This window comes from Acinetobacter sp. ACNIH1, assembly GCF_002934695.1.
GTDB classification, from domain to species: Bacteria; Pseudomonadota; Gammaproteobacteria; order Pseudomonadales; family Moraxellaceae; genus Acinetobacter; species Acinetobacter variabilis.
The window spans coordinates 13,784-40,249 of the sequence record NZ_CP026423.1; the positions used below are offsets into that span (position 1 = coordinate 13,784).

Genomic DNA, 26,466 nt, shown 5'->3' on the forward strand with positions numbered 1-26,466 from the left:
TGTCTCAATTTATCCACAAAATTATCAATAGTAAAAATTCTCTTAAAGTGAATATACAAATATTCATTGCAGTTAGCACAATAAAAACTATAACCATGAATTTTTTCTATTCCAAATAAATGATGATGTTTTAAGCACTATCAATACGTTTTGTCCGATGTACATGCTTTTTTATTGAAGATTGGTTTTTCTTTCTATTGATATATTGGATTATTTTACTTATTTTTTTTATTGTAATGACATTAAAAGCATTTAATAGCAATGCTTTGAGCTTATTTGAATTTTATTTTTGATATAACCATACGTTTTGTCCTGTTCTCATTATTTATTAGATTATATGAAATGACCATACGTTTTGTCCGTTGTTGATAATTTTATTAAATATCTGTGAATAACCATACGTTTTGTCCGTAAGCTAAAAGATATATTTTTATTGATCTGTTTGCTTTCATTGTTGATTTCAATACAAAATGTTATTAATGTATGGTTATAAAATTGTAACCACGGAGTTTGGTTTGAAAAGTACAGAATTAATAAAGCCTTCTTCTCGTCGTGTTCAATACACTGATTTAGTGGCTACACGTAATGATATGACCACTGCAAATTACAGTTATGAAGCTAATGAAGAAAAGCTAGTGTACTGTGCTATGGTTGCTGTGCGCAAAAATGAACTAAATAAAAATATGCGCTTTGATCCAGATGAGTTAATTACGATTAGTGCAGCTAATTTTGGTGAATTGATTTCAGAAAAAGATTTAGATAAAGATGTTGTCACAGCAAGTGAGCTATATGAAATTCATCGGTATGGTGAAAAGGCCTTGCAGCGTGTTTATGATAGTTATAAGCCTAAGGTAATGTTGATCAAGAAAAAAGATGATCCTACACCAATTAAGGTACCAATGATTATTTATTGTCATTATAGTAAAGAAACTAAATGCATGCAGATTCGTTTTGCTAGAGAATTTTATAATTACTTCTACAACTTAATTAATCCGACAGGTATGACGCATTCATTTAGTACACACCAAATTCGCTATGTTATGCGGATGCGTTCTAATTATGCCATGCGGATTTATAGGATTCTCAATTCTGAATTATGGAAAGCTGAGTCATTAGGTATTCAGCAAATTCATGATATAAGTTTGGAAAGATTGCGTTTTGCTTTAGATATTGAAGATAAATATAAACTAATCGATAACTTAAAAAGCCGTGTTTTGAATGTTGCTAAAACACAAATTAATAAGTTAAGTAATCTTGAAATTGATTATGAAACGATTAAAAATGGAAAATTTGTTGTAGGTATACGTTTTACTTACAAAATGAAGGAAGAGCATAGAAATCTAATTTTTCAACGTATTATTGATCGATTAAAAGAAAAACATCTTAAAAATGCAATTCCATATAGTGATGATGGATCACACTTTAAAGATAAAGAACGCGTTAAATATATTAAACCAGTCACTAAGTTGAGCTCTAAGCAAATCACAGTTTTAGTGAATTGTGATGTTTTCTTAAACGATTATGGTTATTTTTTAGGTGATTTGGATACGATTACAGCTAAAAAAACGATGCGTAGCTTATTAACAAATAAGTTAGATATATTGAATGATCATAAACTTATTGATCTGGATTACTATTTTTGGATACAAGCAAAACGCAATATGAATATCTTTAAAAAAGATGCGTCTGAAGATAATATGGCAGAGCATGAAGATAAAAATATTGCAGATTCTGATATGGATGAAATTTTAGATCCTGCAGAAGATCAACTACCTTTCTGATGATAACCTTTCTTATGTATCATTTTTTAATCTTATATATATGGTAAATGGTAGTATCCAATATCAATCTATAACATATTGGATACTCAATTATAAATTTCCACTGTGGAAATTTATAATTTTTTATACCTTATCGTCTAAATCAGCAAGAAAAGCTTCTAGTTTTTCAATTTTTTCTTGATTAAATTCAGCATTTAAACTAGTACGAATATTTACGACTGTCTTCCCATTGAGATTTTTTTCAATCTTAATTGAGCCAAATTTAAGACCATTTTTATCTTTTAGTACCATTTTATTAATTTTAGACGTATTTGTGATATTTTGTTCTTGCTTTTTAGCTATCTCTTGTACAGTTAATGCTTTTTCTATTTCGTAAATGAATTTTTTTGATGGACGATTAGTTTCTGTAAATTCATTTAGATATTTTTTCCATATATTAAATGTGGCAGATTCAACCAATTGATGATTAAATTTTAAAACGAGTTTATTTAATTCGGTTAACAATTGTTGTGCAGTTGCACCTGAAATAGCTTTTGGATTTATTTTTAGATCTTCTTTTATATAATCTGGAAGTTTATAAAAGCTCATTAATCTAAAGTATTTAGATTGATCTAGTTGATATTTTTGAGTGATAAATTCTACATTTTGTATAGAGTATCCAAACTCATTACAATGTTTTTGTATGGCGTTGACTAATTCAAAATCACTAAGATTCGATCGATGTAAGTTATCAATCAATGAAATTAAAGCTGTTTTTTCCTTGGATTTATCATCTCGAATAATTGCACGAATCGTCTTATGCTTTAATATATCTCGAACAGCTCTAAACCTTTTTTCTCCACCGACGAGCTCATATCTTTCCTCTTTTTTTATAACAACAATAGGGTAAATTTGTCCATTCGTTGCAATACTCGTGGCAAGAATTTCAACTTCCTGTAAAACTTTATCTGTAATAATACGAGGTTGATGCTCTGAGAAGTCAATAAGTTCTATAGGTACATCAACAATATTATTTTCAATTGATGATATTAACGATACTTTTCCTGTTCCTGCTGCATTAATAAATGCCTGCTCCATTTCAAGAGAATCATTAAAATCGACAATTAATGGTTTTTTTGCCATTACAGGATCTCCACCAAAAATTCATTTAATTCATCTTTTGCTTTGCTGCTACCCATTTCTAATACTGATTTTCCTTCGATCATCGCATCGCGAAATTGTTTGCGATCACGCAAAATTGTATTTAGTGTTTTAACAGACTTGACTTGCTGTAATAGCTCTAAAGCAGCATCAATTTCTGTAGATTTATTATTAGTTGGGGCTTTATTTAACACCACAAATGTTTTTAAATTTTTATTCACTTGTTTTGCTGTATTTACTAATCTTAGAACAAAAGGTAGTACTTCAATATCTGTTTGACTAGGTTGTGTTGGAATAATAAGAACATCTGCTGTTAATAATGCTGAACGAAATTCAGCTGAATCACGCCCTGCAACATCCAATACAATATATTTATTATTTTGTTTTAATTGTTGTAATTCTTCTTTTAAATTATCTTTAAGAGCAATGGTTGTAATAGAATCTTGTAGTCTACGTTTACTCCATTTTATAGAGGATTGTTGATCATCTCCATCTACAAGAGTCGTCTTGCCTTTTTTACTCAGAGCAACAGCTAAGTTGGTTGATAGCGTTGTCTTTCCAACACCACCTTTTTGATTTGCGATTACGTATATTGTCATGGGTAATATATATAAAAATTAAATTTATATTAGCATAATAAAAAAATAAAAAAAATATTTTTAAATTTCCACTGTGGAAATTTAAAAAATCAAATTATCTATAAGCCTAGTTATTATCTTTTTCGGATTCAATAGGCCTTGTTGCACAAAGATTTAAAAATTAAGGTTCCCCATATCACTTCAAATTTAAGTGATAACTTGGGTATGAGGTTGGCCTAATTCCATAAATTTATTTAATACTGCTACACGGGCATGAATCTCATTGACCTGGCTTTGAAAGTTCCTTGCACTCAGTTTATCCCCCAATAATTTGATGCAATGCATTTTGGCTTCCACCAAAGAAGCAATGTACTATGATAAGATTAACCCGTTATGTCAGGTGGCCTAACTTAAATAAAAAAGTCTCCGACAAACCCGGTACGGTTCATTTCGATTTTTTACCGTGCCTCTCATAAATTAACAGTCAAAGCTGAAGAAGTGTTCTGGGAAACAAGAAACAAAGGCTTTTTGAATATCGCTGTACTCACACTCAGGATGCTTCTCTAAATAACGTCGAGTCCAAATCAGTGTGGCTTCATAATCATTAAAGCACTGATCGAGTTGTAAAAAAATCCACAGTTCATGGGCTTTTTGAATGAAAAAGTCATTGATGATCATGAGAGCAATTTTCTTTTCAGTGTTTGAATCCGGGTATGAGTACATATTACATTTACTCCGATAGTAAGGATAAATAGGTTAGTTGATAAGCTATTTATAACACATAAAAATATGTGTTTACCACATAATTTTATGTGTTTTTATGTAAATATAACCCTATGCTATAATCTCAAAACACCATTTCTATAAATTTAATTAAATGCCATATACTGAATTTCAACGTCTTGTCGGTAAAGCTGGGCTTTCAATTAAGGAATTTGCTGCCTTATTGGATATGAAACCTAATTCGATTACGAATTACAGTAAACAAGGTGTGGTTCCTACACATATTGCTGTAATCGTTGCGTTGATTTCTACGATGAAAGATGAGGGATTAGATTTCTATCCAATTTTTGAAAAAGTTAAGTCGTATTCACAAGAATAAAACTCTCGTTTTTTGATTGTTGTAAGCTTTTTAGTAGATATTGATGATGTAAAAAATGCCTGAACTTCAGGCATTTTTTTTGTTTCAGGGACTTATAAGCCTCGATAGAACTTTTCAATAAAGTATCGAGTTTTGAGAACCAGGGTGATCATCAAATTCTTATGTTCTGAGATCTTAGGTCGAGCATTCGGTAAACCGGACATTTCTATTTTGGGCTTACAGATGATGAATTTCGCATAAGAGATTTTATGTTAAGTAAGTGATCAAAAGGCCCATAGATGGGGTGTAACTTCGTATAACGCCCATTATGTTAATTTTAGAGGAACTTAAGATTTAGGTTAAAGTTCCTTTTCAAAAAATTGACTAGCTAAAGGATGATCTTTCATTAAATTATTTATGTCATCTGGATCATAGCAACCACATAAACCCAAAAGAACTGGTCTAGCTACTTTATCAATACAACATCCTGAAACAACTTGCATACGCTGTAGTTTGTCATATCCAAAAACAGTATAGATCAGCTCGTCATCATCAAAATGACCTTTGCAAACTGAACAAGAGTCAGGATACTTCTTTAAAATTTTATTGATGTCTTTTTGCTGAGCAGCAGTAACAGCCATATAAAAACTCTATTCATTTGATATCAACCATTATTCTACAACGATCTGTATTCTTATACGTTCCATAAATAACATTTGAATCATTGCAACTAAATTTAGTTGCAAAAATTAAATCAAAGGTACTATACTGAGTTAGAACTGAGTGGGACTAAAATATGGGTAAAACGGAAAAGTTATTGGAAAAACTTGGAAATTCAAAAAATACATTTCCATATAAAGATTTAGTCGTTTTACTAAGCCAACTCGGTTATGAAAAGTTTGAAATGGCAGGCTCTCGTGTTCGTTTTTTTAATGAAAAAACTGAACATATGATTTTACTGCATAGACCACACCCTGAGAATGAAATCAAAGGCGGTGCATTGAAAGCTGTAAAACAGGCACTTAAGCAGGAGAGATTTTTATGAGCTATCTAAAATATAAAGGTTATCTTGGAACAATTGAGCCTGATTTAGAAACAGGTGAGTTGTTTGGAAAAGTTGCTTTTATACGTGATTTAATCACTTATGAAGCCGAAACATTAAAAGCATTAGAACAAGCTTTTCAAGAATCTGTAGATGGCTATTTAGAATCTTGTATCGAACTAAATAAAAAACCAGATCAGCCTTTTAAAGGTACGTTTAATGTACGGATTAGCCCTGATCTACACCGTAAAGCTGTTTTAGCATCAAGTAATTCCTTGAATAACTTTGTAAGCGATGCAATTCAAGAAAAGCTAATGCGTCTAGGTGTTTAATTTATTGAAATTTATATAAAATTAAAAAAAGGAAGCATATCGCCATTGCTGTCCTACAATTTTTCACAAGAGGAAGCTCATTTGAGCTTCCTCTTGTTTTATGGGTATTTTATCGGGTGAAAATAAAGCTTTTAAAGTTCTTCTTTCAAACAAATTCACTTGAATTATTCTGAGTAAACGTTGAACTGTCCAACCTGTTTTTCCTAAATGTTGAGCGAAACTCACCAATAAATAGGCGATCATCGCAATCCAGATTTGTGTCTGAATTGCGTTCCTGCTGCGGCCTAGAAACGCTTTTAATTTGAGATTCTGCTTAATCGCCTTAAAGAACAGCTCAACTTTCCAACGATCTTTATAAATCGCCGCAATGGTAGAGGCGGCTAAATGAAAGTTATTGCTGAGAAAGCTAAAGTGCTTGCCACTTTGCTGATCTCTATATTCAATTCTTCTTAACACTGGGGCTTTTCTTTTTAGGGCATGTGCGCTATTCAGCTGAATGGTTTCATCTTTTAGAATACCTTTGGATTCAAGCACTGGATGTTGCTGAATCACCTGATACACAGATTTAGGCCTAAAACGTGTGACAAATCCAATGTTTTGAGCAGTCAGATTTGCATACCATTGGTAATCGACATAGCCTTTATCAAAAACTACAATGCTGCCAGCAGGAAACTGGAATTTGCGGCCTTGTACCATGTCATTTTCTTTGCCATTTTCAACTGCAACAAACTCAGGAATATCATTGCTGTGATTCAATCCTATACTGAGTTTCATGCTGGCTTTTGAGTCGTGAACTTTGGCCCATTCACATAAGGAAAGCGACAGGTCAATATGACTGGCATCCAAGGAATACAAGGGATTCTTAAAGCGAAATTTATGAGCTACTTTTGAGTGTTCATAGTATTTAAGCAACTTGTAAAATAGCTGTTGATACAAGGCAGCAGGCTGTTGCTCATTGATTCGTGCCAGCGTGCTTCGGGGGAATAGACTTTGCTCCGAGATGACTTAGCTTTTCCTGTTGGCACTCCAAATTGGATTGAATATCTCTCAGACTTTGCCTACAAGAGAATTGAGACATCAATATGGCAATAAACTGATCCCACCGGGAAGCCGCTCTAAATTTCTGTCCAACATGGTGTACTTTAGCAAGTTGTTCAAAATCTTGTCGCACAACAGGTTTAATTAGCTCATGAAATACGGTATTCTGATGTGACAAAACCTGAATCCTGGTCATTAAAGTGTTTGTTTGCACTCATATTTTAACTGTTAGGACTCAGGTTTTTTTATTTAAAGCAAACTATGGGACAGCAGTGAGCATATCGCTTCCTTTTTTATGTAAACCTAACTTAGAACAGTCCCCTAACATAATTTTTTGAAAATACTAAGTTGAATTTTTAAAATTCAACTTTTACAGTTACAGTATCACTATATTTACCAGCAGGCAGACTCAGTGAATTTGTTTCCAGAACTTTTGTTGTGAAAGCATAACCTTGCTGAGTTTTCGCATCATAAATACCAGGATTTGTAGTCGCAACATCGCTCAACCACTGCTCGTTATTTCTTCCCCAGCGTTCTGTGCTTGAGTTTTTATAAATTTCATAACTCATATAGTTATTACCCGTCTCTGACTTCATCGCACGTTGATTGCCATTTTGTGGATAAAGACCATCATTCAGGCTCACTTTATAAGGGGTCTTGACTGAACAACGTATACCCATAGAAGTTTTTACTGGTGTAAAAGCATCTGCAAAGGCTGCTGTTCCAAAATTTACATCATTGGTCGCAATACGGCAGTCTGGTAAAACTTCAATCCTCAAATTTAATGAAGAATCACTACCACTTCCCCAATTGATTGGACTTATCCCCGGACGGCGAAAATCTGGACTTTCAAAATAAAATCCTATTCCAGCTACAGCCAAAGCAGGCACAGAATAATACCATTTGACTTTAAATGGTGTTTCAGCTCGATAGATCCCAGGCGATACAGCTTGTCCAGGATTAATTTTTGCATAAAATGGTAACTCACCATTTGGCCCCGTAAAGAAATTGATAATTGTAAAGCTACTCAGATTCCTTTCTTGCCCCACAGTAATTGGATTACTGTTGGTATCCAAATAATTCACATTAAGACGTTCACCAGTGACACTATTGATATAGTTTGCTGGCATCTGATCAACCCGATATTTCAGATAAGTTATATTTAAAGCAGCCAAACTAAATCCACTGCAGGATAAACCTGCACTGAATTGCTCCGATTGAACTCCATTTTCTGCCAGAGTAATGGAAGGAACCTTACCAATGGATATATTGCCACTTGAGTTAACACTACAATCCGCATAGCTCTGAGCAGTAATCAATATTAATCCAGAGAATAATAGACCTGCGGGTATTATTTTTTTTAAAGTAATCATGGTTTAGCCACCTCACGACAAACAACTGACTTAATCACAGCAATCTGTTGTTGCGCTTGTTTTAAATCCAACGAAAAGTTTGCTTCACATACGCGCTGATCTGGCAGTTGCACCCGAATGGTATTTTCTGCACTCAGATCTTCAAGATAAGTAATCCCGTCCATCCCTACATAACTCGATTCTTGATCGGCACGATGTACCACAGCACCCACTGGAATCACTTGCCCATTGCTTTGCACTAAAGACACATTCGCCGCATAAGACTGTTTGATTGGGAAGCCAATCACCACACCTGAACCACGTTTTGCCGCAATCCGATTTTCAACTTGGGTTGCATTAAAGTTGGAAGGTAAATCAATCGGATTGATGCTGTATTTGGCTGCGTAATACGAGGTCACTGAAGGTACAAAAACATAGCCCTTGGCGTTACTCCGCCCCACTAAACTGTTTTCATAATGCACAGGAACATCTGCAACTTTGTTGGTATCAATCAAAGCAAACGACTCGCCCAATCGATTGGCAGCAAAGACATTACCTGACATCAACACCACTGAACCAGAAAGTCCAAACCAATAGTTATAGTCATGGCTACCCGACATGCCGACATCGGTATTAAAATATTGGTTACGGTAGCTCACGCGTGCTTGATTAAAATCATCGCTGTTTTCATTAAAACGTCGAGTTAAATCAACACCAACGCCACCATCCAATGGCACACTGCGGTTATAGTTAACATAAGCATAATCACCACTGGATTGTTGGCTATAACCTAGATTGGCTGTGGATCGGCTCTTGGAAAATGGAACCGACAACTGAAATGCGGCACTCCACTCTTTTTCCACAAAATCCCGATTGGCACTTAACGACACTGTCGTACCACGCAGATAGGATGGTAATACTGGTGCCCAAGACAGGTTCATCAGTTTATTTTCAATGTCTCGGCTCTTGGTTCGGATATAGGCCACCCCAAAAGTACCCGACTTTTTTGTGGCAAAATAAGTATTGGCAACCAAACTTTTATGACTGTTGGCTGAAATCAAATCTGTATATTGCAAGCGTGAAAGATCATAATAATCCTGATCGCGTTGGGTATGATTGAGACTAAATCCAAAACGTTGTTGGTTATAGCTATAACCGAGCGTATATTGATTTCCCTTGAGGTTTTTATTTCCGTTCAAGTTGTTATTTAACTGATTAAGCTCTCCATCAGCCCAGCTTTGGGTTGCCGAACCACTTACAACACCAAACCGATTCAGCTTAAGCACTGAACCTAGTCCAGCCAACTGAATTGAATCGGAGAATTCAACTCGTCCTTCAGCCGTAAGCCAGTCATTAATCCCATAACGCGCATCCGCTGAACTGGCAAATTTGCCATATTCAAAGTTCTTAATCCCATAATCCTCTCGGATTTGTCCTATAGACACCGAATAATCCAATAACCCCGGTTTAAGCAAAGTATTCGAAATATAAAACGGCACCGAGGTTGCTACCTGACGGCCAACACTATCTGTGGTGACAATCACCGCCTCGCCCTTACCATTAATAAACGGAACATTATTTAGAATAAAGGGACCCGATTGCACATCACTTGAATTGGCTTTCTGTCCATTGATCAATAAGTCCACGGTGCTCGGTAAGGCCGCTTGTCCTTTAAATTGGGGTAAAGGATAGGTAATCAAATCTGGACGCGTACTAAAATTACGTTGTAACTGTAATCCACCTAAACGCACGGAACTTCCCCAAGCGTTTTTACTTCCCGTAATTACATCACCCGCTAAAAATGAAACTACCCGGACTGGGTCATCATATTGCCAAGTGGTGTCATAGCGGCGATAGCCATCATTATCTTGATTTGAATCGTTTCCAATCCCATCAGATTTAAAATCAGTTTTGCTATAAACCCCTGAATTTCTCAGTACCCCATAAGGGGAGAAAAAGCGTTGTTCTGTAAAGAGTGTACTGCTATAGCCACCATTCTCTGGGCGGTAGGTATAAAAGTCATAGTTATTTAATAAACCAATACCCGACTGCGCTGTTTCAGGTTGATACCATGAATCCAAGCCGCGTATCTGCACCGGCATCCAACTGGCAGGTAGATCTAGACTAAAATACTGTTGCGCTGAATTGTACTCATACTTCAATTCAGGGATCTGATTGAGGCTGACCCAATCCAAAGCTTTGCCAGAAAAGCCCAAAGTAAATATATCCAGATCAGTCAGGTTTTTTTCTGACTGTTGCTGTAGTACATCGGCAGGCAGCTTAATCTGCAACTCATCCAGTTTCGACTGCTGGATAAAATAATGATCACCTTTGACAATGATGGGGATCACCTGTCGCGTCGAATATTGATTGATCACCAAGTCGAGATAGAGCTTAAATAAGCTATTCACTTCTGAAACATCTCGTGGTGGCGGGGGTAAACCATTTGCATAGACATTGCAGCTCAGCAATGGGATATTCGCGACCAATATCAATGTCAGGCTTTTACATAAAAAAGAAGGGGGGTGTAACCCTGATAAATAACCCATTTACCCCTCTCCTTCTTTTTTAATCTCCACCAATTCCTGTTTCACTCCTGAACTGTCAACCCCGTACAAACTGCTTTGACCACTCAGGCTGTTGAGTAACTTGTTGTCTAGATCAAACTTCATGGTGCTGTTTGCCAACACATAACCAAAGGCGGTTTTGCCAAAAGCCATTTGCTCTGAAGTCGGAGTTAATTTAATTCCCGAAAGTCGTGAAAATTTTGAACCAGTATTTTTAATATAAAGTTCAGGTTTGCCCTGTTCATTATTCTTGACCCACCAACTTAATATCGGTTTAGCCAAAGGATTTTTCGCATTGGTTTTTTGTGAAACTTCAGTTAAACCACTGCCAAGTCCTTTGCCATAGCTAAACAAGGGAATCGAATAACGCATCTGAAAGCTGACTGTCGATGTTTCTTTATCCGTTTCTGGATTCACTTTAATGGGTAATTCATCGACAATAATTCGATAGGCAAGTTCTTTTGCATCAGGTACAGCAGCCGAGCGGGTCAAACGCAACATATGCTTTTCTCCTGCCTTGATCTTTGCCACGGGTGGACTCGGAATAACTTCAGTTTGTTCCGCATAAGCATCTTGCTGATGATTCTGATCCCATTTAAATACCCGAATCTGTACCATGGCATCAGAGTTACCGGTATTTTGTAGCCATACCGCAGTGGCTTTTTCATTTTCTTCAATTTTGGGATAGATTGGCCAGATTAAAAAAGTGGCCTGTGCGAATACCGGTGAAGTGACCATCAATATCGCGGCCGTAGAGAAAGTTCTGCCCGACCATATTTTCATTTTATTTAAACTCATAGAATCACCATGTAATCGTAATTGCGACCGTATCTTTATACAGGCCAGCTGATCGTGTTTGATTGTTATTATTCAAGTCTGCAACACCATAAACTGCAAAACCCAGTACGGTGTTCAAAGTAGTGGTTGGTGGCAGTGAGTAACTACTCCCACTGGCATATTCGCCTTGTAAACTACTGTCCTGATAAAGCTGATAAGGTACAAACTCATTCTGCTGGGCATGTTTCATCCGCCGAGAATTATTTGAAAAGTGATCACCACCATTCAACATCACCTTTACTGGTAACTGTGCAGTACATTGGATATTCCAGCTTTGCGCAGTATTAATGACGGATCCTTTTAACTGCCCCTGCGCCACAACAGGATGACGACCAAAATCAAGTAGCTGTTCGACATTGCTGAGTTTGCACCCATTTTCAATGGTCGCCTGCACTTTAAAACTTGCCGAAGTTACAGGATCAACAGCAAACCCACTTTGAACAATCGAAATCAGCAGAACACTTAAACCTATTTTTTTCATGATTTTGTTCTTTAAAATTCAATGGTAATTGGAATAGTGTCGGTATATTGTCCAAGCGAGACTGACCGACCATTATTAACAGTTTGTCCCATGAGATTAAGCGTTTGCGGCTGACCATTATTGGTCAAAGTAATGATTTGATTGGGCCTTAACGCTTCGCGAGCAGTTCCATATAAAATGTTGTAGGCAAGGAAATCTGTGCCATTACTGATTGCACGAAAATAATTTGCGCCAAAAGGTGCTGGTACCTTGCTGTCATGTTGCCCCGCACCAAAGGTAACTTTTATTGGGGCATTGCCAGGGCATTGAATGGTCAAACCTGATGTAGAACCCTGACTTAAACTGGTCTCTATCACCTGATTAAATGCAGCTGTGGTTTCTCCGAAATCCAGCTGTCCAAAATTTAATCCATTTGTTCCATTATTCACGGTCTCATTGTTGATCTTGCAGGAAGGCTCTAGTTCAAGTTGAATATTTAACTTAGCGCCCAACTGCCCAGCACTAGTGAGTGACGATACAATGCTACAGAGTAGCAATCCAACGTATTGTTTAAGTAATAGGTGCATACGTTCCTCCTAAAAACAGGCCTGTTAAACAACAAACCTGTTCACTGTTACGTATACTGATTAGAAATTAACAGTCACCAATAACGTGTCTGTATAATCACCCTGTGCTTTTGCAGTGCCGATGTTTGCAGCAATTGCACCAAAGATTGGAACTTCTTGAGCTACACCTGCCGCAGCAGTGAAAGTCTGAGCTGTATTAATGACATAAGGATTGGTACGTGCTGCATCACGATAAACGCTATAGTTTACAGTATCTGTACCAGCAGTATGTTTAAGACTACGATCAGCACGCTCACCACCATCAATTGCAACAGTAAAGCCAACAGGATCTGTACTATCACATTTTACAGTGAGATGATTTCCTGTCCCTGAAGAGGCAACCTGTCCAGTTAAAACGTTGCTCCAAGTACCAGGAGTTTTACCGAAATCTAATGTACCAAATTGGTTCATATTTCCAGTAACAGTAGAACCCTCAACAGTACAACCCGTTGAAACATTCAGCTTAACATCAACTTGACCAGTAACAGCGGCTTGTGTAGTAGCGATATAACCTGTGCTTAACAATGCAGTTAGTGTTAGTTTTGTAAAAATATTCATATTAATTCCCATGCTTTTGTAAAATACTTATCAAATATGCGCCAAAAAAGTGACGCAATTGACAAAATAAAACATTTATATAAATGATTCCACGACAATTAAGTTCAAATATGTAAATTACTTAGGGTCTGTTGACATTTACTGTTCATAATTAAACCTATAAAGGTAGCCATAAAAATATACAGGCTAAGGCAACAGCACTTTGATAATTTCTTTTGAGCTTGTCATATCGAGTAGCTATTCCTCTAAATTGCTTTAATCTACAAAACATATTTTCAACTAAATGCCTGATTTTATATAAATACCAGTCCATATGATCATTGTTCGATTGGCTATTTATTTTCTTTGGTATATTCGCTTTTGTCCCTGTTTTTCTGATCTGTTCACGCAGTGGTTCTGAATCATAGCCTTTATCTACGCAGACCACTTTTATCTCTTTTAAGTCTAATGTTGATATTAAATCAGGTGCAACTTTGACGTCATGTCTGGTTCCATCGGTAATCATGAAATCAACAGGATTGCCATTTGCATCAACAATCAAATGTATTTTTGAGGAGTTTCCTTCTACACTTTTAGAAATGGATTGATTCGCTATACCGGCAGAATGTTGATGAGCACGTAGAATAGATAAATTACGCAAAATAGTTTTCAACTTTTGCCAGTGTTGATCTGTCAGCATGGTACGAGGCATAGCGAATAGTAAAATTGGGTTTGGCGATTTGATTTTACTACTTCGCTATTTTTTAAGCTAAAAGTGTCAACACACCCTAATAATAAGACCTTTTGTTATCTGTACAGTTTTGACTCTTGCTGGATGCTCAAATGCACAAGACATATCTCAAAAAAATCAAATTGTAGAAGAACAAATATCCGAATCAGATAAAATCATCATCCAAAAATATAAAACATTAATCAATAGTATCGATTCTACTCATACTCCTGAATCTAAAGAAAAGTTAAAAAATTTTCTTAAAGAGTCGAGTAAAATCAAAAATCAAAAATCAGAATGAAAAAGAAAAAATAGAAATGAATATTTATATGGCTACGCCAATCTCAACTTAAAATAAGATTTTCGAATTGAATTGGTGAATGACCAAGCTTTTTATTTAGCACCACACAAATTGTATGCGACAGAATTTTACGAGTTATGCGGTGGGTTAAATGCCATAGATCTTTTGCCCTCACTTTCTGAATGTGAAAGCGATCTGTTAATTGACCAATCACTGTTTCAATCTTTCTTCTGGCTTTCATCAGTATTTGCAGTGTCTCTTTAGGTCTGAAATCTATCATGTTTTTTCTAAAGGGTGTTTGTAAATCAATACCCTGATATTCATAATATCGTTTCAATTCTGGTCTTAAATAGCCCTTATCTGCTCCCAGTAAACCGTAAATATCATTCGTAATTTCAGGTGCAACATCTCGCTCATCACAATGAGCAGGTGCAAAGGTATAACCCGAAATCATGCCTGAAAGATTAATGACGATATGAGCTTTGAAACCATAATATTTTTCTTGTTTTGCAGCACAATAACTAAAACCTGCGTATTCTTTAAAGTTTTTATGCTTTCTAGCTCTGGTATAACTACAGACAGGGAGTGGGAAGCCATCAATAAAGTGAATGTTATCTGAACCATAACGCTGAATGAGCTGTGCCATAATGGATTGACTGACATGCCACAGGTTTGCACAATGTTTACAGAAATTGGGATAAGATCCTAATTTTGGAAACCATTCTAACCAATTGTTTTTGAAATACATCCAAATATTTTTGTCTGTATCTAAACCAAGAAATTCACCTACTATTTGCATAGTGATGATTTCTGCATCAGTAACAGCAGGCGGAAAACCACGAGTTCTCAGGGGCTGAGTAACAACAATGGGATAAAGTTCTTCTATGATTACATAGACAAAAATGATAAATTCTTCAATGGACATAACTTTGCTTTAATTTCTTGGTGGAAACTAAAATAGGGTTATGTCCTTTTTATTTCAATCACTTAAAAAGTTGAGATTGGGGTATGGCTCTTGAAATGTATAAGGAAGCCTATGAATTAAATAAAAGACAATTAGAAAAAATACCTTCGCAATCAAATCTCTTCAAACATTGTGAATTGATGCAAATTTTAGAATATCCTAAAAATGATCTTCAAAATTGTCAGAGGAGAATAGCTGAAAGCATAAAAGAAGAATTAAACAAAATTTCTAAAGATGATCAAGCTTATGCTTATGCTGAATGGGATTACTTATTGGCCATGTATAAATCTGGACATAATGAATACAAAGGCAAAATGGAAAAATTCATTAAATCAACAACAGATGAAACAATGAAGTTTCAATTTCAAAGCTCTTATGAAATGGCTATTGAAAGAAATAATTAACATAAGATCTCTTGCGAAAGTTAATTTAAGAGCATCCAATTCACCATTCCAGCAATTAAATTCATTCTTAGACCAAATCGTTTCCGTCTATTTCTATAGCGTTCTGTTAATATCCGAAAATGTTTAAGTTTGCCGTTGATATGTTCAATTGTGATCCTACGCCGACTGATTTCTTGGTTGATCTTTTTTGCTATTTTGGGTAATGATAAATTCTTAGGTTTCTTGATTGGAATGAGTAACTTACTCTTAATCTGATGAAATCCTTTATAGGCTAAATCTGCCATGATACAAGGATAAATGATTGATGTGGATCTATGATTTTAGACCACGTCTATAAGTGATAATCTACTCCCCAATAAGCATGGGAAATGCTTGTTTCTGGAGTCAACCATGACACGAAGAAAACGTCGTAATCACTCAGCAGATTTCAAAGCTAAAGTTGCTCTCGCAGCAATTAAAGGCGACCACACACTCGCTGAGCTTTCTACTCAATTCGATTTACATCAAAATCAAATCATTGATTGGAAAAATCAACTGCTTGAGCAATCGATCAATATTTTTTCACGACCAACAGCACAACAAGAACCAGAGATTGATCTTAAAGCTTTACATGCCAAGATAGGACATCAGGCATTGCAAATTGATTTTTTAGAAGGTGCACTCAGAAAAACAGGGCAACTGAGCGGCAAAAAATGATCGATAAGACCCATCAACTTTCGGTACGACAACAATCGCAATTGATTCAAATCAATCGCAGCACGTTGTATTACAAGCCCAAAGAGATTTCATCAACTGATTTGAGTTTAATGCGTCTGATTGATGAAATTCACATCGACTACCCATTTATGGGCAGTCGAATGATACGAGACATGCTACAGCGTCAAGGACATCAAATAGGTCGGCGTAAAGTCCGACGTTTAATGCGCTTGATGAGAATACATGCCTTGTATCCAAAGCCCAATACCAGTAAGCCTAATCTTGCACACCGTATTTTTCCATATCTTTTGAAAAACATGGTTATAGATCACTCTAATCAAGTCTGGTGTACAGATATCACGTACATTCCTATGGCTAAAGGCTTTGTCTATCTGTGTGCGATTATAGATTGGCATAGTCGTAAAGTACTGGCTCATAGTGTATCGATCAGTATGGAAACAGACTTTTGCATAGATGCGTTGCAAGAAGCAATTGTGAAATATGGTTGTCCTGAGGTGTTCAATACAGACCAAGGCAGTCAATTCACAAGCGAGGCATTTTTGAATGAGTTAAAATTGAGAAATATCCGTATCAGTATGGACGGAAAAGGACGGTGGATGGATAATGTGATGATTGAGCGTTTATGGCGCAGTGTGAAGCATGAGGAAGTCTATTTGAAGGCTTACGATACGGTTAAACAAGCAAAACAATCAATTGCTGAATATTTGGATTTTTATAACACGATACGTCCTCATTCAAGCTTGAATAAGGCAACACCAAATGAATTTTATGATCGACATTTACCAAAAGTAATGGCAGCATAATTTAAATATTTAGAGCGGATTTATCACTTATAAAACTAGATTGAGTGGTCTAATTAACGGAACCACATCAGTTCGCCTATCTATTGCGCTTCCTATTTTCATACAATACAGTCATTAAACCTTTTCAGTTGGTGCGTTGTTTGTTTCGAGCCAAAAGTTTTACCGCAAGTTATTCTTTTGGAAAACAGTGCCAAGTGTGGGAAAGCGGGGTAATTGACATTTCCCCGCTTTTCTTTTGCCAAGGATTTATCAAAAGTCTAAAAAACAATCATTCAATCTCTTTCTTGGTTTATTTCATTAGAAAGCCTAAATCCTGCCTTCATACTTAATTCTACTGATAGTATTTGGATTCAAGCACATGACATTCTTGCCAGATAATTTACAAGAACATTTAACAGAAAATTACGGTTTCACCTTGGTATTAAAGCCATCAAGTCAACCACCAAATAAGAAAGTACATAGACTAGCTCATAGTAACTTAAAGCATTTTCTTCACATACAACTTGATGGTTTTACTCAAGCAAATTTGGCTATGCCATACACACCTGAATATGTTGATAAAATTAGTGACTGCTTAACAATTGATGGAATCGTTGAAGCTAGGGAATCGAACAGATCATGTTTTTCGGGCTACCCAGATAAAGATCCAAAGCATCCAACCAAACAAAAGCAGGCTCTATGTTTTACCATCGAACACCAAGATGCTGTAGAACCATTCATGGAGTTAATGTTTGGTTTACACGTTAGCAGCAGAAAGTAAAAGTATGTATTGGTTTTCTTCTTGGTCACTACACATCTATTAAAAAGCCCTACTGAACCGTACCGGGTCAGTGTTCCACAGTTTTCATAAGATAAATAATTATAGTCGCCAATTTCAACTGAGTTCCTCTCCGGCTTTTAAATAGCGGTATACCGCTTGGCGGCTAATTCCAAATGCCTGGCCTAATGCCATTTTTGAAGGATACTGCCCTTCCTTCCATGCTTGTCGCAAAGCTTCAGCTTTATCAGGCTTCAATTTATGTACCCGGCCTTTGTACTTCCCTTGAACAGAGGCGAGTTTAATTCCTTCCTTTTGCCTTTCCAGAATGATTTCACGTTCAAATTGCGCAAAAGCACCCATCAGTTGCAGCATCAAATTATCCATCGGCGTGGATTGGGCAGTAAAAGTAATATTCTCTTTTACAAACTGGATAGCGATCCCTCTTTTGACCAGTTTATCTACTTCAGTGACCAAATCTTTTAGACTTCGTGCAAAACGATCCATGGAATGTACAATCACCCTGTCCCCTTCCCGGACATAGTTCAACATTTCTTGAAATTTCGGTCGGTCGGTATTTTTACCCGAAGCACGGTCAACAAAAATCCGGTCGACTTCAATTCCCTCAAGTTGACGCCCTGTATTTTGCTCGACCGAACTCACTCGCACATAACCTACTTTTTGGCCTTTCACTCTTTCACGCCCCAATTAGATAAAAATGAACAATTTCGTAAATTATAAATCTTAAATATCAAAGTTACATGTTATATATGGTTAAAAATCATTTAAATGTTACATAGTTTTAAGAACTTTTATATTGTTACTTTAGGGTATAGTCTAAAGTAACACCTTGAACTTTTGCAACAGTGCCCTTAAATTGCTATACACACCAATGGACCAAGCCGGTTCACGTTCTCTTGCATAACTGCAACTTTATTGAAGTTCACATGCTTCAAGATCGCTTTCATCGGCTCCGACATGCCTTCGGTTTCCGACAAATCCGAAATGTACTCTGACTGGTCTACATACTTATAGAAGTTGTTATCAGGGTGTTGTTCTTTAATGCTTTGCCAACATTGGGGAACCATCACAGAGACTGGTCTGATCAGGTTGAAATTATTGGCGATATTCAACCCATACAGGTCGAAATCGGTATACACCGCTACCGGACATTCTTCTGGCAGAACTTCAAGCAACTGATTGACTGACCGGCAGTTCTTACCATGCCCCCTGTAAAGGAATAGGCTGTCTTGCCATTCGAGTGGAACTTGCTGATACCAGTCCGAAATCCGTACAAGCATAGTGCCATTCTCAATAATGATCAGCTTCCTGATTTTTTCTACTGCAAGATGCTCTAAGGACACGGCTGTTGTCACGCCAGGATGTGCAATGTGCATCTCACCGGACTTTAACGGTAGTTGTGCATTGATCGCAGCAAACCAAAGCTGCTCACCGAAAACGCTGGCATTGCCAGACTTTTCATCTATACGATGATCAGCAAGCGATATTCGGTCTGCATTGGAGTCATACGTTACCTCTGGCTCCGTTTTTACATGCTTTCCGTACAGAACCCGAAGCACATCAAGATCTGATTCACTTAGATGCAGCTCACGTTTGATGATGCTACCGATCTGCATGTCTTTGTTCAGCATTGTCCATGTCTTGTTAAGCTTCACCACTCTGGTTTTAAGCTGTAAAACCGTCTGAATGATTGAGAGTTCTCTTTGCCCTAAGCGCATTGCATCACCTTTCCGTTGCTGTCTTTGCGACGAAACACGATATCTGAAATGTAGTAGTTGCCATTATATTTAGCATCCGTTTCACCCACTAACTGCAACTCAAGATGGTTTGAGTGGTTGAGTTCAAACTCATACAGGAGGCGACTAATCCAGTATTCAAATTTGCATCCAGGCTCTAGGCGTATGTAGGCGTTCTTTGCTGATATTTCATTGATTGCCTGACTGCCAAAAGCGTCAAAGAAGAAAAATGCAGCTTTATCCAGAGGTGAGACTGCCTTCACTATCGTATGCGTTGCCTTCTCTACCGGTGGGCGTTTTTTTTCAACAACTGGACCATCTTTTTTAACACGCTTCTGATTGGCTGTCTGAGCTACCGCAGATAAAGTGTTCTCAAAATCCTCAAGGTAGATATCGGCACGAGCTTTCAGCTTGATAAGTGGTACACGACGGAAGCTATCAGGTGCCTTGTTGAAATCAATATCGGCATTCAGCGTCCGGTTGTTGGCAAAATGACGGTGCAGCGCATCAATCAGATTGATTCGCTCCTGGGTTTTTATGTCCTTTTTCCATTCAAAGAGTTGCTTGTCCAGTCGGTGATGGCTGTGGTTCATTTCTTCAATGGCTTCAAACACGCTTGGCTTGAGACGTTTGGAGATCACTCTCTGCAAGTCTGCATCACCTACCGCCAATTCATCCATCGTATTTGGTGAAAGGATTTCCAGTGCCGTAATTAGCATTTTGGCAGTCTTTAAGCTTTGTTCAGCCTTACGCATTTTCATGTCGTAGTTGTTGAACAGCGACAGATACTCAAAGCACTGATCGGCAAAATTGGTCATGTTCTCGCTGATATTGTTTGAAAGCTCAATAATCAGGTCACTTGCTTCAACCTTTAATACTTCGGCACTTTCCGGGTCCTCGACTTTTGACAAGGCATAGTCGGTACTCACCGTTTTGATACGATCAATCAGACCGCTAATGTCGGGTGCGGAAATGTTGCGTTTCTTTCTGTTTTTATAGAAATTCACAAACTCAATGACGAAGTTTCTTAGATGCAGCGTGTTTTTTTCTGCATCCAGATACCCAAGATCGCAAGACAGCAAATTATCAATCAAGGATTTGTTTGATTCATTGACCTGAATAGACGAACTGGTAAACATGATTGCTTCGGCAATAGCATCAATGTTTGCAGAGAAAACCTTCGCCCCACGTTCAGCCGGATTCACGAAGTCGATCATAGTAACTCGCCCTGCTCCACATCATCTGTTTGAGTGATATCAATCGCATTGTGTTCGGCAAGGTACTCAGCTTCATCGTAGAAAATCGACCAACGTGAAGTTGCCAAAAACTCAGTACCCACAACCCCAACCGGCACTAAATATTCGCGCTGTACCAAAAACTGAATAACACCGTTGATCTGGTCTTTCACTGTGCTTGCGGTCTTACCCAACTTTGCAGAGAGTTCTTTTAGCCCTTTTTGGACATGCTTGGACTTCTCCACTTCAACCAGGATTTCACCAGACGTAATTCTGTCGCCTCCAATCAGAGGTTCATTGCGCCCCCCTGCCTTTCTGAACAGTCGCAGCCAGTCCACAAGTGGCTCCATTTTGCTGACGTTTTCCTCAAACTGTTTGGTGATGACCTTTTTGATCTCAGGGTCACTTTCAATATCAAGGTAAATCAGGAAATACCCACCACCGCACGGTGTCTGAATACACTTTTTGCCTAGAAAACTAATATGGTTGTTTAGTTGATCTAAAAATTCGACATCATTCAAAAACTCAAAGTTCTCAAAATCACTCCACTGGTCAATTAGATAACCTTCTAATAATTTGGTCGCTACTTTTGTTAATCGTTTATCAGCCATTTAAAATTCTCCACTTTTTCCCTGTTAGACTGGTTCTGCTGCAAGCAATGGGTTATCGCCTTCGATTTCCAGTGGAACAACAGTGCTGACACCATTGGCTCCAACAATGTAGAGATTCTTAAACTTGTGGTTAGAGGTTGAGTTTTCCGGTTGAGCACAGACCAGATAGATTTTGTTATGGTCCATCATGTCGAACAGCAAATTGGTGTTGATCGCATCAAAGTTGCCAATCTCGTCAAGTGGGATATGGATGTAGGTCGAGTTATCAGGGCATAACTTCCGTGACAATGCGAGGAACATGATCAGCACCAGAATACGTGACGTTCCTGTACTCCCTGCACTGGTAAAGTCGTTGTCAGTACGCAGCTCGGCAAGACGACCATTGTTCATCACGCTCATTTTCAGACGTACCATAGAGCGGATATCATCAGTATGTCCTTTGGTGCTTTCAATTGCCTTTAAGGTGTATTCACAGCAACGAATGAAATCCTCGATCGGAATGGAGCTGCTTTGCATGTTTTCAAAGGATTGATAGTCCTCACACTGCAAAACAAACTGATTGAGCTGATCTAGGGTGTTCTTGTCATTCAGCACACTTTCCAGATTCATTGAGAAGTCAGTGAATGCCTTGAACTTGTTGCTACGGTTCAGGTAGCCAGACAGTTCCGTAGATACGCTCTTTAAACGCTTATTTAGATTAAGGATTTCCTGAATATAGTTACGCAACTGAGCCGATTTATTACGGAAAATGTTTGTGACTGCATCATGCTTTTTCGGCAAGTCGTAGTCCATGATGCTTTCGATGGTAGACATGGAGTTAATGGTGTTCATGGTTTCACTGGTAGTCCCCATACTCTCCATCTTTTCCTCAAACAGCTTGAACAGAGAGAAGGCTTCATATTTGCGCAGTAATGCCTTAGAAGCGTTTGTCTGCAAGCGTAATTGATAAATCTGTTTCTTCTGTGTATCAGCCAACGTACCCAGATCACGAGAGAAGCTGTCGAAGCTTAAAAACTCAGGTCGATCTACCTCTACCAATAGGATATCGTCATCGAACAGGTTTTCGATTTCACGCCCCTGTTTATCCAGCTTTTTGATTTTCTCCCTGAAATCTTGTGCACTCGCTTCAAGATTGTCCACTCTTGTACGAAGGGAGGTTCGGACTTGTTCAAGCTCACTTTCCAGTTTGGAAAGATTGTGGCTGTATTCAGATACAAGTTTCAGAGCTTGGTTCATGTCCTCGATATGGTTCTGCTTGTACTGATAGTGGTTTTTCTTCCACATATCGTACTCAGCCAAAATGCTTTCATAGCCTTTGACTTTGGTGTGCTGTGCAATCGCAGCCTTGATCTTCATTTCTGCCTGTTTCAGGATATTTTCATCCACGCCTTGCTCACGCAGTTTGCTGTGATACAGGTTGGTCAAATCATCCATCTTGGCTTGATAGCTGCTCTCTAGCTGCTTTTCCTTTGTGGCAATCAGATCAAGCTTGATACGCAAGTCTGCATAGGACGCATCATAGCTCTCCTTTAAGCCATTTTTTTCAAGCATGTTGGCTGATCGAAGCTCACCACGTTTCTTCGGCTCAATCTGATTGTTGAAAGTTTGCAGCTCGTATTTCGCTCTATTTACAGCTTCTTGCTCAATACGTGTAGCTTCTGCCTTCTTCGCTTTCAGCTCTTTCTCAGTCTGGTCATAAACCTGTCGGGCTTGCTGCTTCTCGTTTTGCAGGGTATTTAACTCATTTTCGAGTTTAACAACTGCAATATTGGTCTCGTTGATCTCTCTATGGATGGACTGAGCCAGATGCGATTGCTTGTCGTACTGCTCAACCAAAGAAGCCGTGTAAATCTCGGCATCTTTCAGACGTATTTGTAGTTGCTCAAGACTGTCGGCTTCCCCTGGAATCTCCAACTTGTTCAGGTCTATTTCAAGACCATAGAGGCTTAGGGCATTGGCATTCACGCCAGTTTGCCAGACAGGGTTCAGGTTGGTTTTGAAGAAAAGCTCAGGATTGATGACCTTCGCAATGGTAGTACGCCAGTCCACATCTTCATTCGGTGCATCATTCAGGAACCGTAGCAAGGTGTCTTTCTGGAACAGGGTTGTACGCAGATTCTCTTCTGACTGCTTGGCTTTCTCAAGCTTGGCTTTTAATCCATTAAGATCATACTGCGCCTTGTTTTGATCAAAATTAAGTTGTTTAAGCTTGTTTTGAGCCGCTTTCAATTCGTCAGACTTTGCAGACAAGGTATTCTCTTTGACTTCATAAGCCAACTTGAGGCGCTGTAGCTGTAGGTTTTCTTCATCCGTAAACAGTGTTGATTGGTGCATGCGCTCCATAGCTGCTGACTGGATATCCAGAAGCCTTTGACGTTCACTGGAAATTTCTTGATCAAGAATTTGGAGCTGTTCAGCCTGTTTGCGCTCAAGCTCTTTCACCTTGAGATCAAAGCGGTTTCGCAACTGGTTGATTGCCTCCTGAACCTCGTTAGATTCAGCATTAAGGGCTTCACTGGATGCCATTTTTTCACGAAGCAAATCTGCTGAATGCTTGTCGTACTCGCGGTTGATATTTTCGTAGCTTTCAGTCAAAAACTGTTTGTATTTCTTCGCTTCTTCAATCTCGTTGAAGTAGTGCGCACGTTTCTTATATTCCTGTTCCATGACGGAAATATTCATGTCTTGATAACGTCTTTCCGCAACTTCAATATCATGAATTGCCTGTTTAAAGTTACCTGCAGACTTTTCTTTTACTGCAATCAGCTCTTTGACTTGTACAATCTGGTTATTCAGGTTACGGACTGTCTCATTCCCTTTGTTCTTTACCGCATAGATTTCATGCTCTATCGAACTGATCTGCTGCTCGTAGTTCACCACATGGTCCCGGAGTACCAACAGGTGTGCATGAAGCGCATTAAAGGAGGCTAAGACCGCATTCTTTAACTGAATGCCAGAGATAATCTTCTGCTTTTCCGATTGAAGGCTTTGTAGGGCTTTCACATCATTGATGGTTGCTAACCAATCTGCGGTAGAGGTTGGTTTTGTTTTGATTTTCTCGTTGTCCAAATACGCTTCAATTAACATGGTTTTGAAGTTTGAGACAACATTGTTCTGGTTAATCGTTACCTGGGTCAGATTGCTCAGGAATTTTAGCTGTTGTTTGCTTCCAGACAGTGAATAGCGGTTGCATAAATCACGAAGGTTTCTTTCACCTGTCAGTCGTGATTTATCTGCAGTCAGCGTATAGATATATTCAGGGATGCTGTCGATCTGACGGCTCACATCAACGCCAGATTTATAAACCTGATCAAATACGTCTTTCACATTCTGAGAAAGACCCAAGATTTCCAGACTGCTCTCACTTAATAGCGTATCTTCCGCGCATCCATCAACAAATCGGTAGTTGTGCTTGCCCTGATTATTATTGCGATACAGCACCACACACTTTGTACCCGAGTGAGCAAGGTATTCAAAAATCACCATGCTTCGACTGCTCGGCAAATAGTAGTCTACGAAATTTTTCTTGTTTGCAGCTTTCTCTATTAACCCATTTGGTGAGGCACCAAAGAAAATAGGAATCAGGTTCAGGAATGAGGTTTTCCCTGCACCGTTGATACCGGTAATGTTTGTATGACCACCACTAATATCAACTCGGAATAGTTTAGATGAAAGAAAAGAATCATAAAGAATGATTGACTGTAAACCTTTCATAGAGGTTTCTTGAGGGTTAATAATACTCATTATATACCTTTTATAAATATTCATAAGTCTAATGGATATTTCAATTTTAAATGGCTTTGTTGCACAAAGATTTGAAATGCAAAGCGCCCCTAATTGAGCCAAATTTAAGGCGTAACTTGGGTAAGTGGGCGACCTAATTCCGTAAATCTGTTAAGGACTGCTACACGTGCATGGATCTCATTCACTTGGCTATCAAAACTCCTTGCACTGAGTTTATCTCCTAATAATTTGATGCAATGCATCTTAGTTTCAACCAAACTTCGCCGATGATAGCCTGACCATTTTTTCCATAGTGTCCTGCCTAAACGTTTAATTGCTCGAAGTAATTCATTTCGCTCTAGCGAGCTACTCTTTGTATCTTTCCATGGTTTCGCATTTTTTCTAGGTGGAATCACCGCATGCGCTTGCCGATCTGCAATGACCTGACGGCATTGCTTGGTGTCATAAGCTCCATCGGTATAAACAGAGTTAATCTGCTCATCTTGTGGAATCTGATTAAGTAAATCACCAAGCACCTGTGAATCACTGACATTATTGGTTGTAAGCTGAACTGCTCGTATTTGTAGGGTTTTAGCATCTATACCAATATGAAGTTTACGCCATTGGCGACGATATTCAGGTCCATGTTTCTTGCGTTTCCATTCGCCCTCACCTAGAAACTTCATGCCTGTAGAGTCCATGAGTAGATGCAGCCCATCGCTACTTTTTTGGTAGCTGATTACAATATCAATATGCTTTTGTCTTCTACAAAGCGTGGTGTAATCTGGAGCTATCCAATTTAATCCGCAAAGTTTAATCAGACTTTGCACAAAGCCTGTGACCATACGTAAAGACAGACGGAATAAGGATTTAATCATTAAGCAGCATTGGATGGCTGCGTCGGAGTAGGTTTGATTTCGCCCTTGTTTGCCTTTTGATGGAGCATACCATTGCGTAGCAGGATCAAACCAAATGGCAATATTTCCGCGACTCATGAGTGCTCGGTTATATGCGGGCCAATTGGTTGTGCGGTAGATTTTGTGTGCAGGCTTCTTCATTTGAAAATTATATCGCTGAAAAACCCTTTACAGAT

The 26,466-nt window shown here is 38.1% G+C and carries 26 protein-coding genes and 3 pseudogenes; 8 read left to right on the top strand and 21 right to left on the bottom strand.

What is annotated here, in order from left to right:
* Nucleotides 1–470: 470 nt before the first annotated feature.
* Entirely contained in the window at nt 471–1,781 is a 1,311-nt protein-coding gene (locus C3F22_RS16275) for a replication initiation protein (protein WP_004758940.1), read from the top strand.
* Nucleotides 1,782–1,904: 123 nt separating this feature from the next.
* Here C3F22_RS16275 and C3F22_RS16280 read toward each other — a convergent pair whose 3' ends face one another.
* The 4 genes and pseudogenes from C3F22_RS16280 to C3F22_RS16295 all read right to left on the bottom strand — a co-directional run bounded on the left by C3F22_RS16280 (nt 1,905) and on the right by C3F22_RS16295 (nt 4,222).
* Nucleotides 1,905–2,903 carry a ParB/RepB/Spo0J family partition protein gene (locus C3F22_RS16280; RefSeq protein WP_004758941.1) on the bottom strand — a complete coding sequence of 333 codons (999 nt, stop codon included), beginning with the start codon at nt 2,901–2,903 and terminating at the stop codon, nt 1,905–1,907.
* The gene (locus C3F22_RS16285; protein WP_004758942.1) at nt 2,903–3,520 is read right to left on the bottom strand and encodes an AAA family ATPase; all 618 of its coding nucleotides are present in this window, start codon (nt 3,518–3,520) and stop codon (nt 2,903–2,905) included. The genes C3F22_RS16280 and C3F22_RS16285 overlap by 1 nt, the downstream gene beginning before the upstream one ends.
* A 186-nt stretch (nt 3,521–3,706) precedes the next feature.
* Nucleotides 3,707–3,862, bottom strand: a pseudogene (locus tag C3F22_RS16290) (IS5/IS1182 family transposase); the annotation flags it as partial.
* Nucleotides 3,863–3,976: 114 nt separating this feature from the next.
* Entirely contained in the window at nt 3,977–4,222 is a 246-nt protein-coding gene (locus C3F22_RS16295; protein WP_004282220.1) for a hypothetical protein, read from the bottom strand.
* 154 nt (nt 4,223–4,376) lie between these two features.
* Here C3F22_RS16295 and C3F22_RS16300 point away from each other — a divergent pair, with 154 nt between their 5' ends.
* Nucleotides 4,377–4,601, top strand: coding sequence for a hypothetical protein (locus C3F22_RS16300; protein WP_004758944.1), 225 nt, complete (start codon nt 4,377–4,379; stop codon nt 4,599–4,601).
* 338 nt (nt 4,602–4,939) lie between these two features.
* Here C3F22_RS16300 and C3F22_RS16305 read toward each other — a convergent pair whose 3' ends face one another.
* A complete protein-coding gene (locus C3F22_RS16305) occupies nt 4,940–5,221 on the bottom strand; it encodes a hypothetical protein (protein ID WP_004897311.1) in 282 nt (93 codons plus the stop codon).
* A 155-nt stretch (nt 5,222–5,376) separates the two neighbouring features.
* Here C3F22_RS16305 and C3F22_RS16310 point away from each other — a divergent pair, with 155 nt between their 5' ends.
* Both C3F22_RS16310 and C3F22_RS16315 read left to right on the top strand, forming a co-directional pair.
* Nucleotides 5,377–5,625: a type II toxin-antitoxin system HicA family toxin gene (locus C3F22_RS16310; protein ID WP_004897309.1), complete on the top strand. Its 249-nt coding sequence runs from the start codon at nt 5,377–5,379 to the stop codon at nt 5,623–5,625.
* Nucleotides 5,622–5,954 (top strand): type II toxin-antitoxin system HicB family antitoxin, encoded by a 333-nt coding sequence (locus tag C3F22_RS16315; protein WP_004897307.1) that lies wholly within the window; start codon nt 5,622–5,624, stop codon nt 5,952–5,954. Before C3F22_RS16310 ends, C3F22_RS16315 begins: the two co-directional genes overlap by 4 nt.
* Before the next feature lie 63 nt (nt 5,955–6,017).
* Here the strand turns inward: C3F22_RS16315 and C3F22_RS16320 are convergent.
* The 8 genes and pseudogenes from C3F22_RS16320 to C3F22_RS16355 form a co-directional block, all read right to left on the bottom strand.
* Nucleotides 6,018–7,170 (bottom strand): annotated as a pseudogene (locus tag C3F22_RS16320) (IS4-like element ISAbe18 family transposase).
* Nucleotides 7,171–7,348: 178 nt separating this feature from the next.
* Nucleotides 7,349–8,365, bottom strand: coding sequence for a spore coat U domain-containing protein (locus C3F22_RS16325; protein ID WP_104427049.1), 1,017 nt, complete (start codon nt 8,363–8,365; stop codon nt 7,349–7,351).
* Nucleotides 8,362–10,893: a fimbria/pilus outer membrane usher protein gene (locus tag C3F22_RS16330; protein WP_104427050.1), complete on the bottom strand. Its 2,532-nt coding sequence runs from the start codon at nt 10,891–10,893 to the stop codon at nt 8,362–8,364. The genes C3F22_RS16325 and C3F22_RS16330 overlap by 4 nt, the downstream gene beginning before the upstream one ends.
* Complete coding sequence (locus C3F22_RS16335) at nt 10,894–11,694, bottom strand: molecular chaperone (protein WP_004897297.1); 801 nt, start codon at nt 11,692–11,694, stop codon at nt 10,894–10,896.
* Nucleotides 11,695–11,713: 19 nt separating this feature from the next.
* Nucleotides 11,714–12,229 (bottom strand): spore coat U domain-containing protein, encoded by a 516-nt coding sequence (locus C3F22_RS16340; protein ID WP_004897296.1) that lies wholly within the window; start codon nt 12,227–12,229, stop codon nt 11,714–11,716.
* Between the two features lie 11 nt (nt 12,230–12,240).
* Nucleotides 12,241–12,795 carry a spore coat protein U domain-containing protein gene (locus tag C3F22_RS16345; protein ID WP_004897294.1) on the bottom strand — a complete coding sequence of 185 codons (555 nt, stop codon included), beginning with the start codon at nt 12,793–12,795 and terminating at the stop codon, nt 12,241–12,243.
* A 60-nt stretch (nt 12,796–12,855) separates the two neighbouring features.
* Nucleotides 12,856–13,392 carry a spore coat U domain-containing protein gene (locus tag C3F22_RS16350; RefSeq protein ID WP_104427051.1) on the bottom strand — a complete coding sequence of 179 codons (537 nt, stop codon included), beginning with the start codon at nt 13,390–13,392 and terminating at the stop codon, nt 12,856–12,858.
* 157 nt (nt 13,393–13,549) lie between these two features.
* Nucleotides 13,550–14,083, bottom strand: coding sequence for an IS5 family transposase (locus C3F22_RS16355; RefSeq protein ID WP_075316574.1), 534 nt, complete (start codon nt 14,081–14,083; stop codon nt 13,550–13,552).
* Between the two features lie 109 nt (nt 14,084–14,192).
* On the opposite strand from C3F22_RS16355, the gene C3F22_RS18310 reads away from it, so the two are divergent.
* Nucleotides 14,193–14,402, top strand: a complete 210-nt coding sequence (locus C3F22_RS18310) for a hypothetical protein (protein ID WP_155771060.1) — start codon at nt 14,193–14,195, stop codon at nt 14,400–14,402.
* A 43-nt stretch (nt 14,403–14,445) separates the two neighbouring features.
* Here C3F22_RS18310 and C3F22_RS16360 read toward each other — a convergent pair whose 3' ends face one another.
* Nucleotides 14,446–15,327 carry an IS982-like element ISAba9 family transposase gene (locus C3F22_RS16360; protein WP_004282326.1) on the bottom strand — a complete coding sequence of 294 codons (882 nt, stop codon included), beginning with the start codon at nt 15,325–15,327 and terminating at the stop codon, nt 14,446–14,448.
* 83 nt (nt 15,328–15,410) lie between these two features.
* Between C3F22_RS16360 and C3F22_RS16365 the strand changes: the two genes are divergently transcribed.
* Nucleotides 15,411–15,770: a hypothetical protein gene (locus tag C3F22_RS16365; protein WP_075316577.1), complete on the top strand. Its 360-nt coding sequence runs from the start codon at nt 15,411–15,413 to the stop codon at nt 15,768–15,770.
* A gap of 20 nt (nt 15,771–15,790) precedes the next feature.
* On the opposite strand, the pseudogene C3F22_RS16370 reads toward C3F22_RS16365, so the two are convergent.
* Nucleotides 15,791–16,057 (bottom strand): annotated as a pseudogene (locus tag C3F22_RS16370) (transposase family protein); the annotation flags it as partial.
* Nucleotides 16,058–16,160: 103 nt separating this feature from the next.
* On the opposite strand from C3F22_RS16370, the gene C3F22_RS16375 reads away from it, so the two are divergent.
* Together C3F22_RS16375 and C3F22_RS16380 are read left to right on the top strand one after the other, a co-directional pair.
* Nucleotides 16,161–17,290 (top strand): IS3 family transposase gene (locus tag C3F22_RS16375; RefSeq protein WP_100833738.1). Its coding sequence is split into 2 segments (ribosomal slippage): nt 16,161–16,413 and nt 16,413–17,290, totalling 1,131 coding nucleotides; the frame shifts between segments, so codons are not numbered across the junction.
* A 358-nt stretch (nt 17,291–17,648) separates the two neighbouring features.
* Complete coding sequence (locus C3F22_RS16380) at nt 17,649–18,050, top strand: hypothetical protein (protein ID WP_075316579.1); 402 nt, start codon at nt 17,649–17,651, stop codon at nt 18,048–18,050.
* A gap of 114 nt (nt 18,051–18,164) precedes the next feature.
* Here C3F22_RS16380 and C3F22_RS16385 read toward each other — a convergent pair whose 3' ends face one another.
* The 6 genes from C3F22_RS16385 to C3F22_RS16410 all read right to left on the bottom strand — a co-directional run bounded on the left by C3F22_RS16385 (nt 18,165) and on the right by C3F22_RS16410 (nt 26,431).
* Entirely contained in the window at nt 18,165–18,740 is a 576-nt protein-coding gene (locus C3F22_RS16385; RefSeq protein ID WP_075316580.1) for a recombinase family protein, read from the bottom strand.
* A 179-nt stretch (nt 18,741–18,919) separates the two neighbouring features.
* A complete protein-coding gene (locus C3F22_RS16390; RefSeq protein WP_004676005.1) occupies nt 18,920–19,786 on the bottom strand; it encodes a hypothetical protein in 867 nt (288 codons plus the stop codon).
* Nucleotides 19,777–21,021, bottom strand: coding sequence for a hypothetical protein (locus C3F22_RS16395; protein ID WP_004676007.1), 1,245 nt, complete (start codon nt 21,019–21,021; stop codon nt 19,777–19,779). Before C3F22_RS16395 ends, C3F22_RS16390 begins: the two co-directional genes overlap by 10 nt.
* Entirely contained in the window at nt 21,018–21,650 is a 633-nt protein-coding gene (locus C3F22_RS16400) for a condensin complex protein MksE (RefSeq protein WP_004676008.1), read from the bottom strand. The genes C3F22_RS16395 and C3F22_RS16400 overlap by 4 nt, the downstream gene beginning before the upstream one ends.
* 24 nt (nt 21,651–21,674) lie before the next feature.
* Nucleotides 21,675–25,394, bottom strand: coding sequence for an ATP-binding protein (locus C3F22_RS16405; protein WP_004676009.1), 3,720 nt, complete (start codon nt 25,392–25,394; stop codon nt 21,675–21,677).
* A gap of 104 nt (nt 25,395–25,498) precedes the next feature.
* Entirely contained in the window at nt 25,499–26,431 is a 933-nt protein-coding gene (locus C3F22_RS16410; protein WP_051061469.1) for an IS5-like element ISAba12 family transposase, read from the bottom strand.
* Nucleotides 26,432–26,466 lie beyond the last annotated feature (35 nt).

What these genes read in the sequence shown, in the direction of transcription:
- C3F22_RS16275 (WP_004758940.1), top strand. Translation starts at nt 471, where the DNA reads ATGTTATTAATGTATGGTTATAAAATTGTAACCACGGAGTTTGGTTTG.
- C3F22_RS16280 (WP_004758941.1), bottom strand. Translation starts at nt 2,903, where the DNA reads ATGGCAAAAAAACCATTAATTGTCGATTTTAATGATTCTCTTGAAATG.
- C3F22_RS16285 (WP_004758942.1), bottom strand. Translation starts at nt 3,520, where the DNA reads ATGACAATATACGTAATCGCAAATCAAAAAGGTGGTGTTGGAAAGACA.
- C3F22_RS16295 (WP_004282220.1), bottom strand. Translation starts at nt 4,222, where the DNA reads ATGTACTCATACCCGGATTCAAACACTGAAAAGAAAATTGCTCTCATG.
- C3F22_RS16300 (WP_004758944.1), top strand. Translation starts at nt 4,377, where the DNA reads ATGCCATATACTGAATTTCAACGTCTTGTCGGTAAAGCTGGGCTTTCA.
- C3F22_RS16305 (WP_004897311.1), bottom strand. Translation starts at nt 5,221, where the DNA reads ATGGCTGTTACTGCTGCTCAGCAAAAAGACATCAATAAAATTTTAAAG.
- C3F22_RS16310 (WP_004897309.1), top strand. Translation starts at nt 5,377, where the DNA reads ATGGGTAAAACGGAAAAGTTATTGGAAAAACTTGGAAATTCAAAAAAT.
- C3F22_RS16315 (WP_004897307.1), top strand. Translation starts at nt 5,622, where the DNA reads ATGAGCTATCTAAAATATAAAGGTTATCTTGGAACAATTGAGCCTGAT.
- C3F22_RS16325 (WP_104427049.1), bottom strand. Translation starts at nt 8,365, where the DNA reads ATGATTACTTTAAAAAAAATAATACCCGCAGGTCTATTATTCTCTGGA.
- C3F22_RS16330 (WP_104427050.1), bottom strand. Translation starts at nt 10,893, where the DNA reads ATGGGTTATTTATCAGGGTTACACCCCCCTTCTTTTTTATGTAAAAGC.
- C3F22_RS16335 (WP_004897297.1), bottom strand. Translation starts at nt 11,694, where the DNA reads ATGAAAATATGGTCGGGCAGAACTTTCTCTACGGCCGCGATATTGATG.
- C3F22_RS16340 (WP_004897296.1), bottom strand. Translation starts at nt 12,229, where the DNA reads ATGAAAAAAATAGGTTTAAGTGTTCTGCTGATTTCGATTGTTCAAAGT.
- C3F22_RS16345 (WP_004897294.1), bottom strand. Translation starts at nt 12,795, where the DNA reads ATGCACCTATTACTTAAACAATACGTTGGATTGCTACTCTGTAGCATT.
- C3F22_RS16350 (WP_104427051.1), bottom strand. Translation starts at nt 13,392, where the DNA reads ATGAATATTTTTACAAAACTAACACTAACTGCATTGTTAAGCACAGGT.
- C3F22_RS16355 (WP_075316574.1), bottom strand. Translation starts at nt 14,083, where the DNA reads ATGCCTCGTACCATGCTGACAGATCAACACTGGCAAAAGTTGAAAACT.
- C3F22_RS16360 (WP_004282326.1), bottom strand. Translation starts at nt 15,327, where the DNA reads ATGTCCATTGAAGAATTTATCATTTTTGTCTATGTAATCATAGAAGAA.
- C3F22_RS16365 (WP_075316577.1), top strand. Translation starts at nt 15,411, where the DNA reads ATGGCTCTTGAAATGTATAAGGAAGCCTATGAATTAAATAAAAGACAA.
- C3F22_RS16380 (WP_075316579.1), top strand. Translation starts at nt 17,649, where the DNA reads ATGACATTCTTGCCAGATAATTTACAAGAACATTTAACAGAAAATTAC.
- C3F22_RS16390 (WP_004676005.1), bottom strand. Translation starts at nt 19,786, where the DNA reads ATGCGCTTAGGGCAAAGAGAACTCTCAATCATTCAGACGGTTTTACAG.
- C3F22_RS16395 (WP_004676007.1), bottom strand. Translation starts at nt 21,021, where the DNA reads ATGATCGACTTCGTGAATCCGGCTGAACGTGGGGCGAAGGTTTTCTCT.
- C3F22_RS16400 (WP_004676008.1), bottom strand. Translation starts at nt 21,650, where the DNA reads ATGGCTGATAAACGATTAACAAAAGTAGCGACCAAATTATTAGAAGGT.
- C3F22_RS16405 (WP_004676009.1), bottom strand. Translation starts at nt 25,394, where the DNA reads ATGAGTATTATTAACCCTCAAGAAACCTCTATGAAAGGTTTACAGTCA.
- C3F22_RS16410 (WP_051061469.1), bottom strand. Translation starts at nt 26,431, where the DNA reads ATGAAGAAGCCTGCACACAAAATCTACCGCACAACCAATTGGCCCGCA.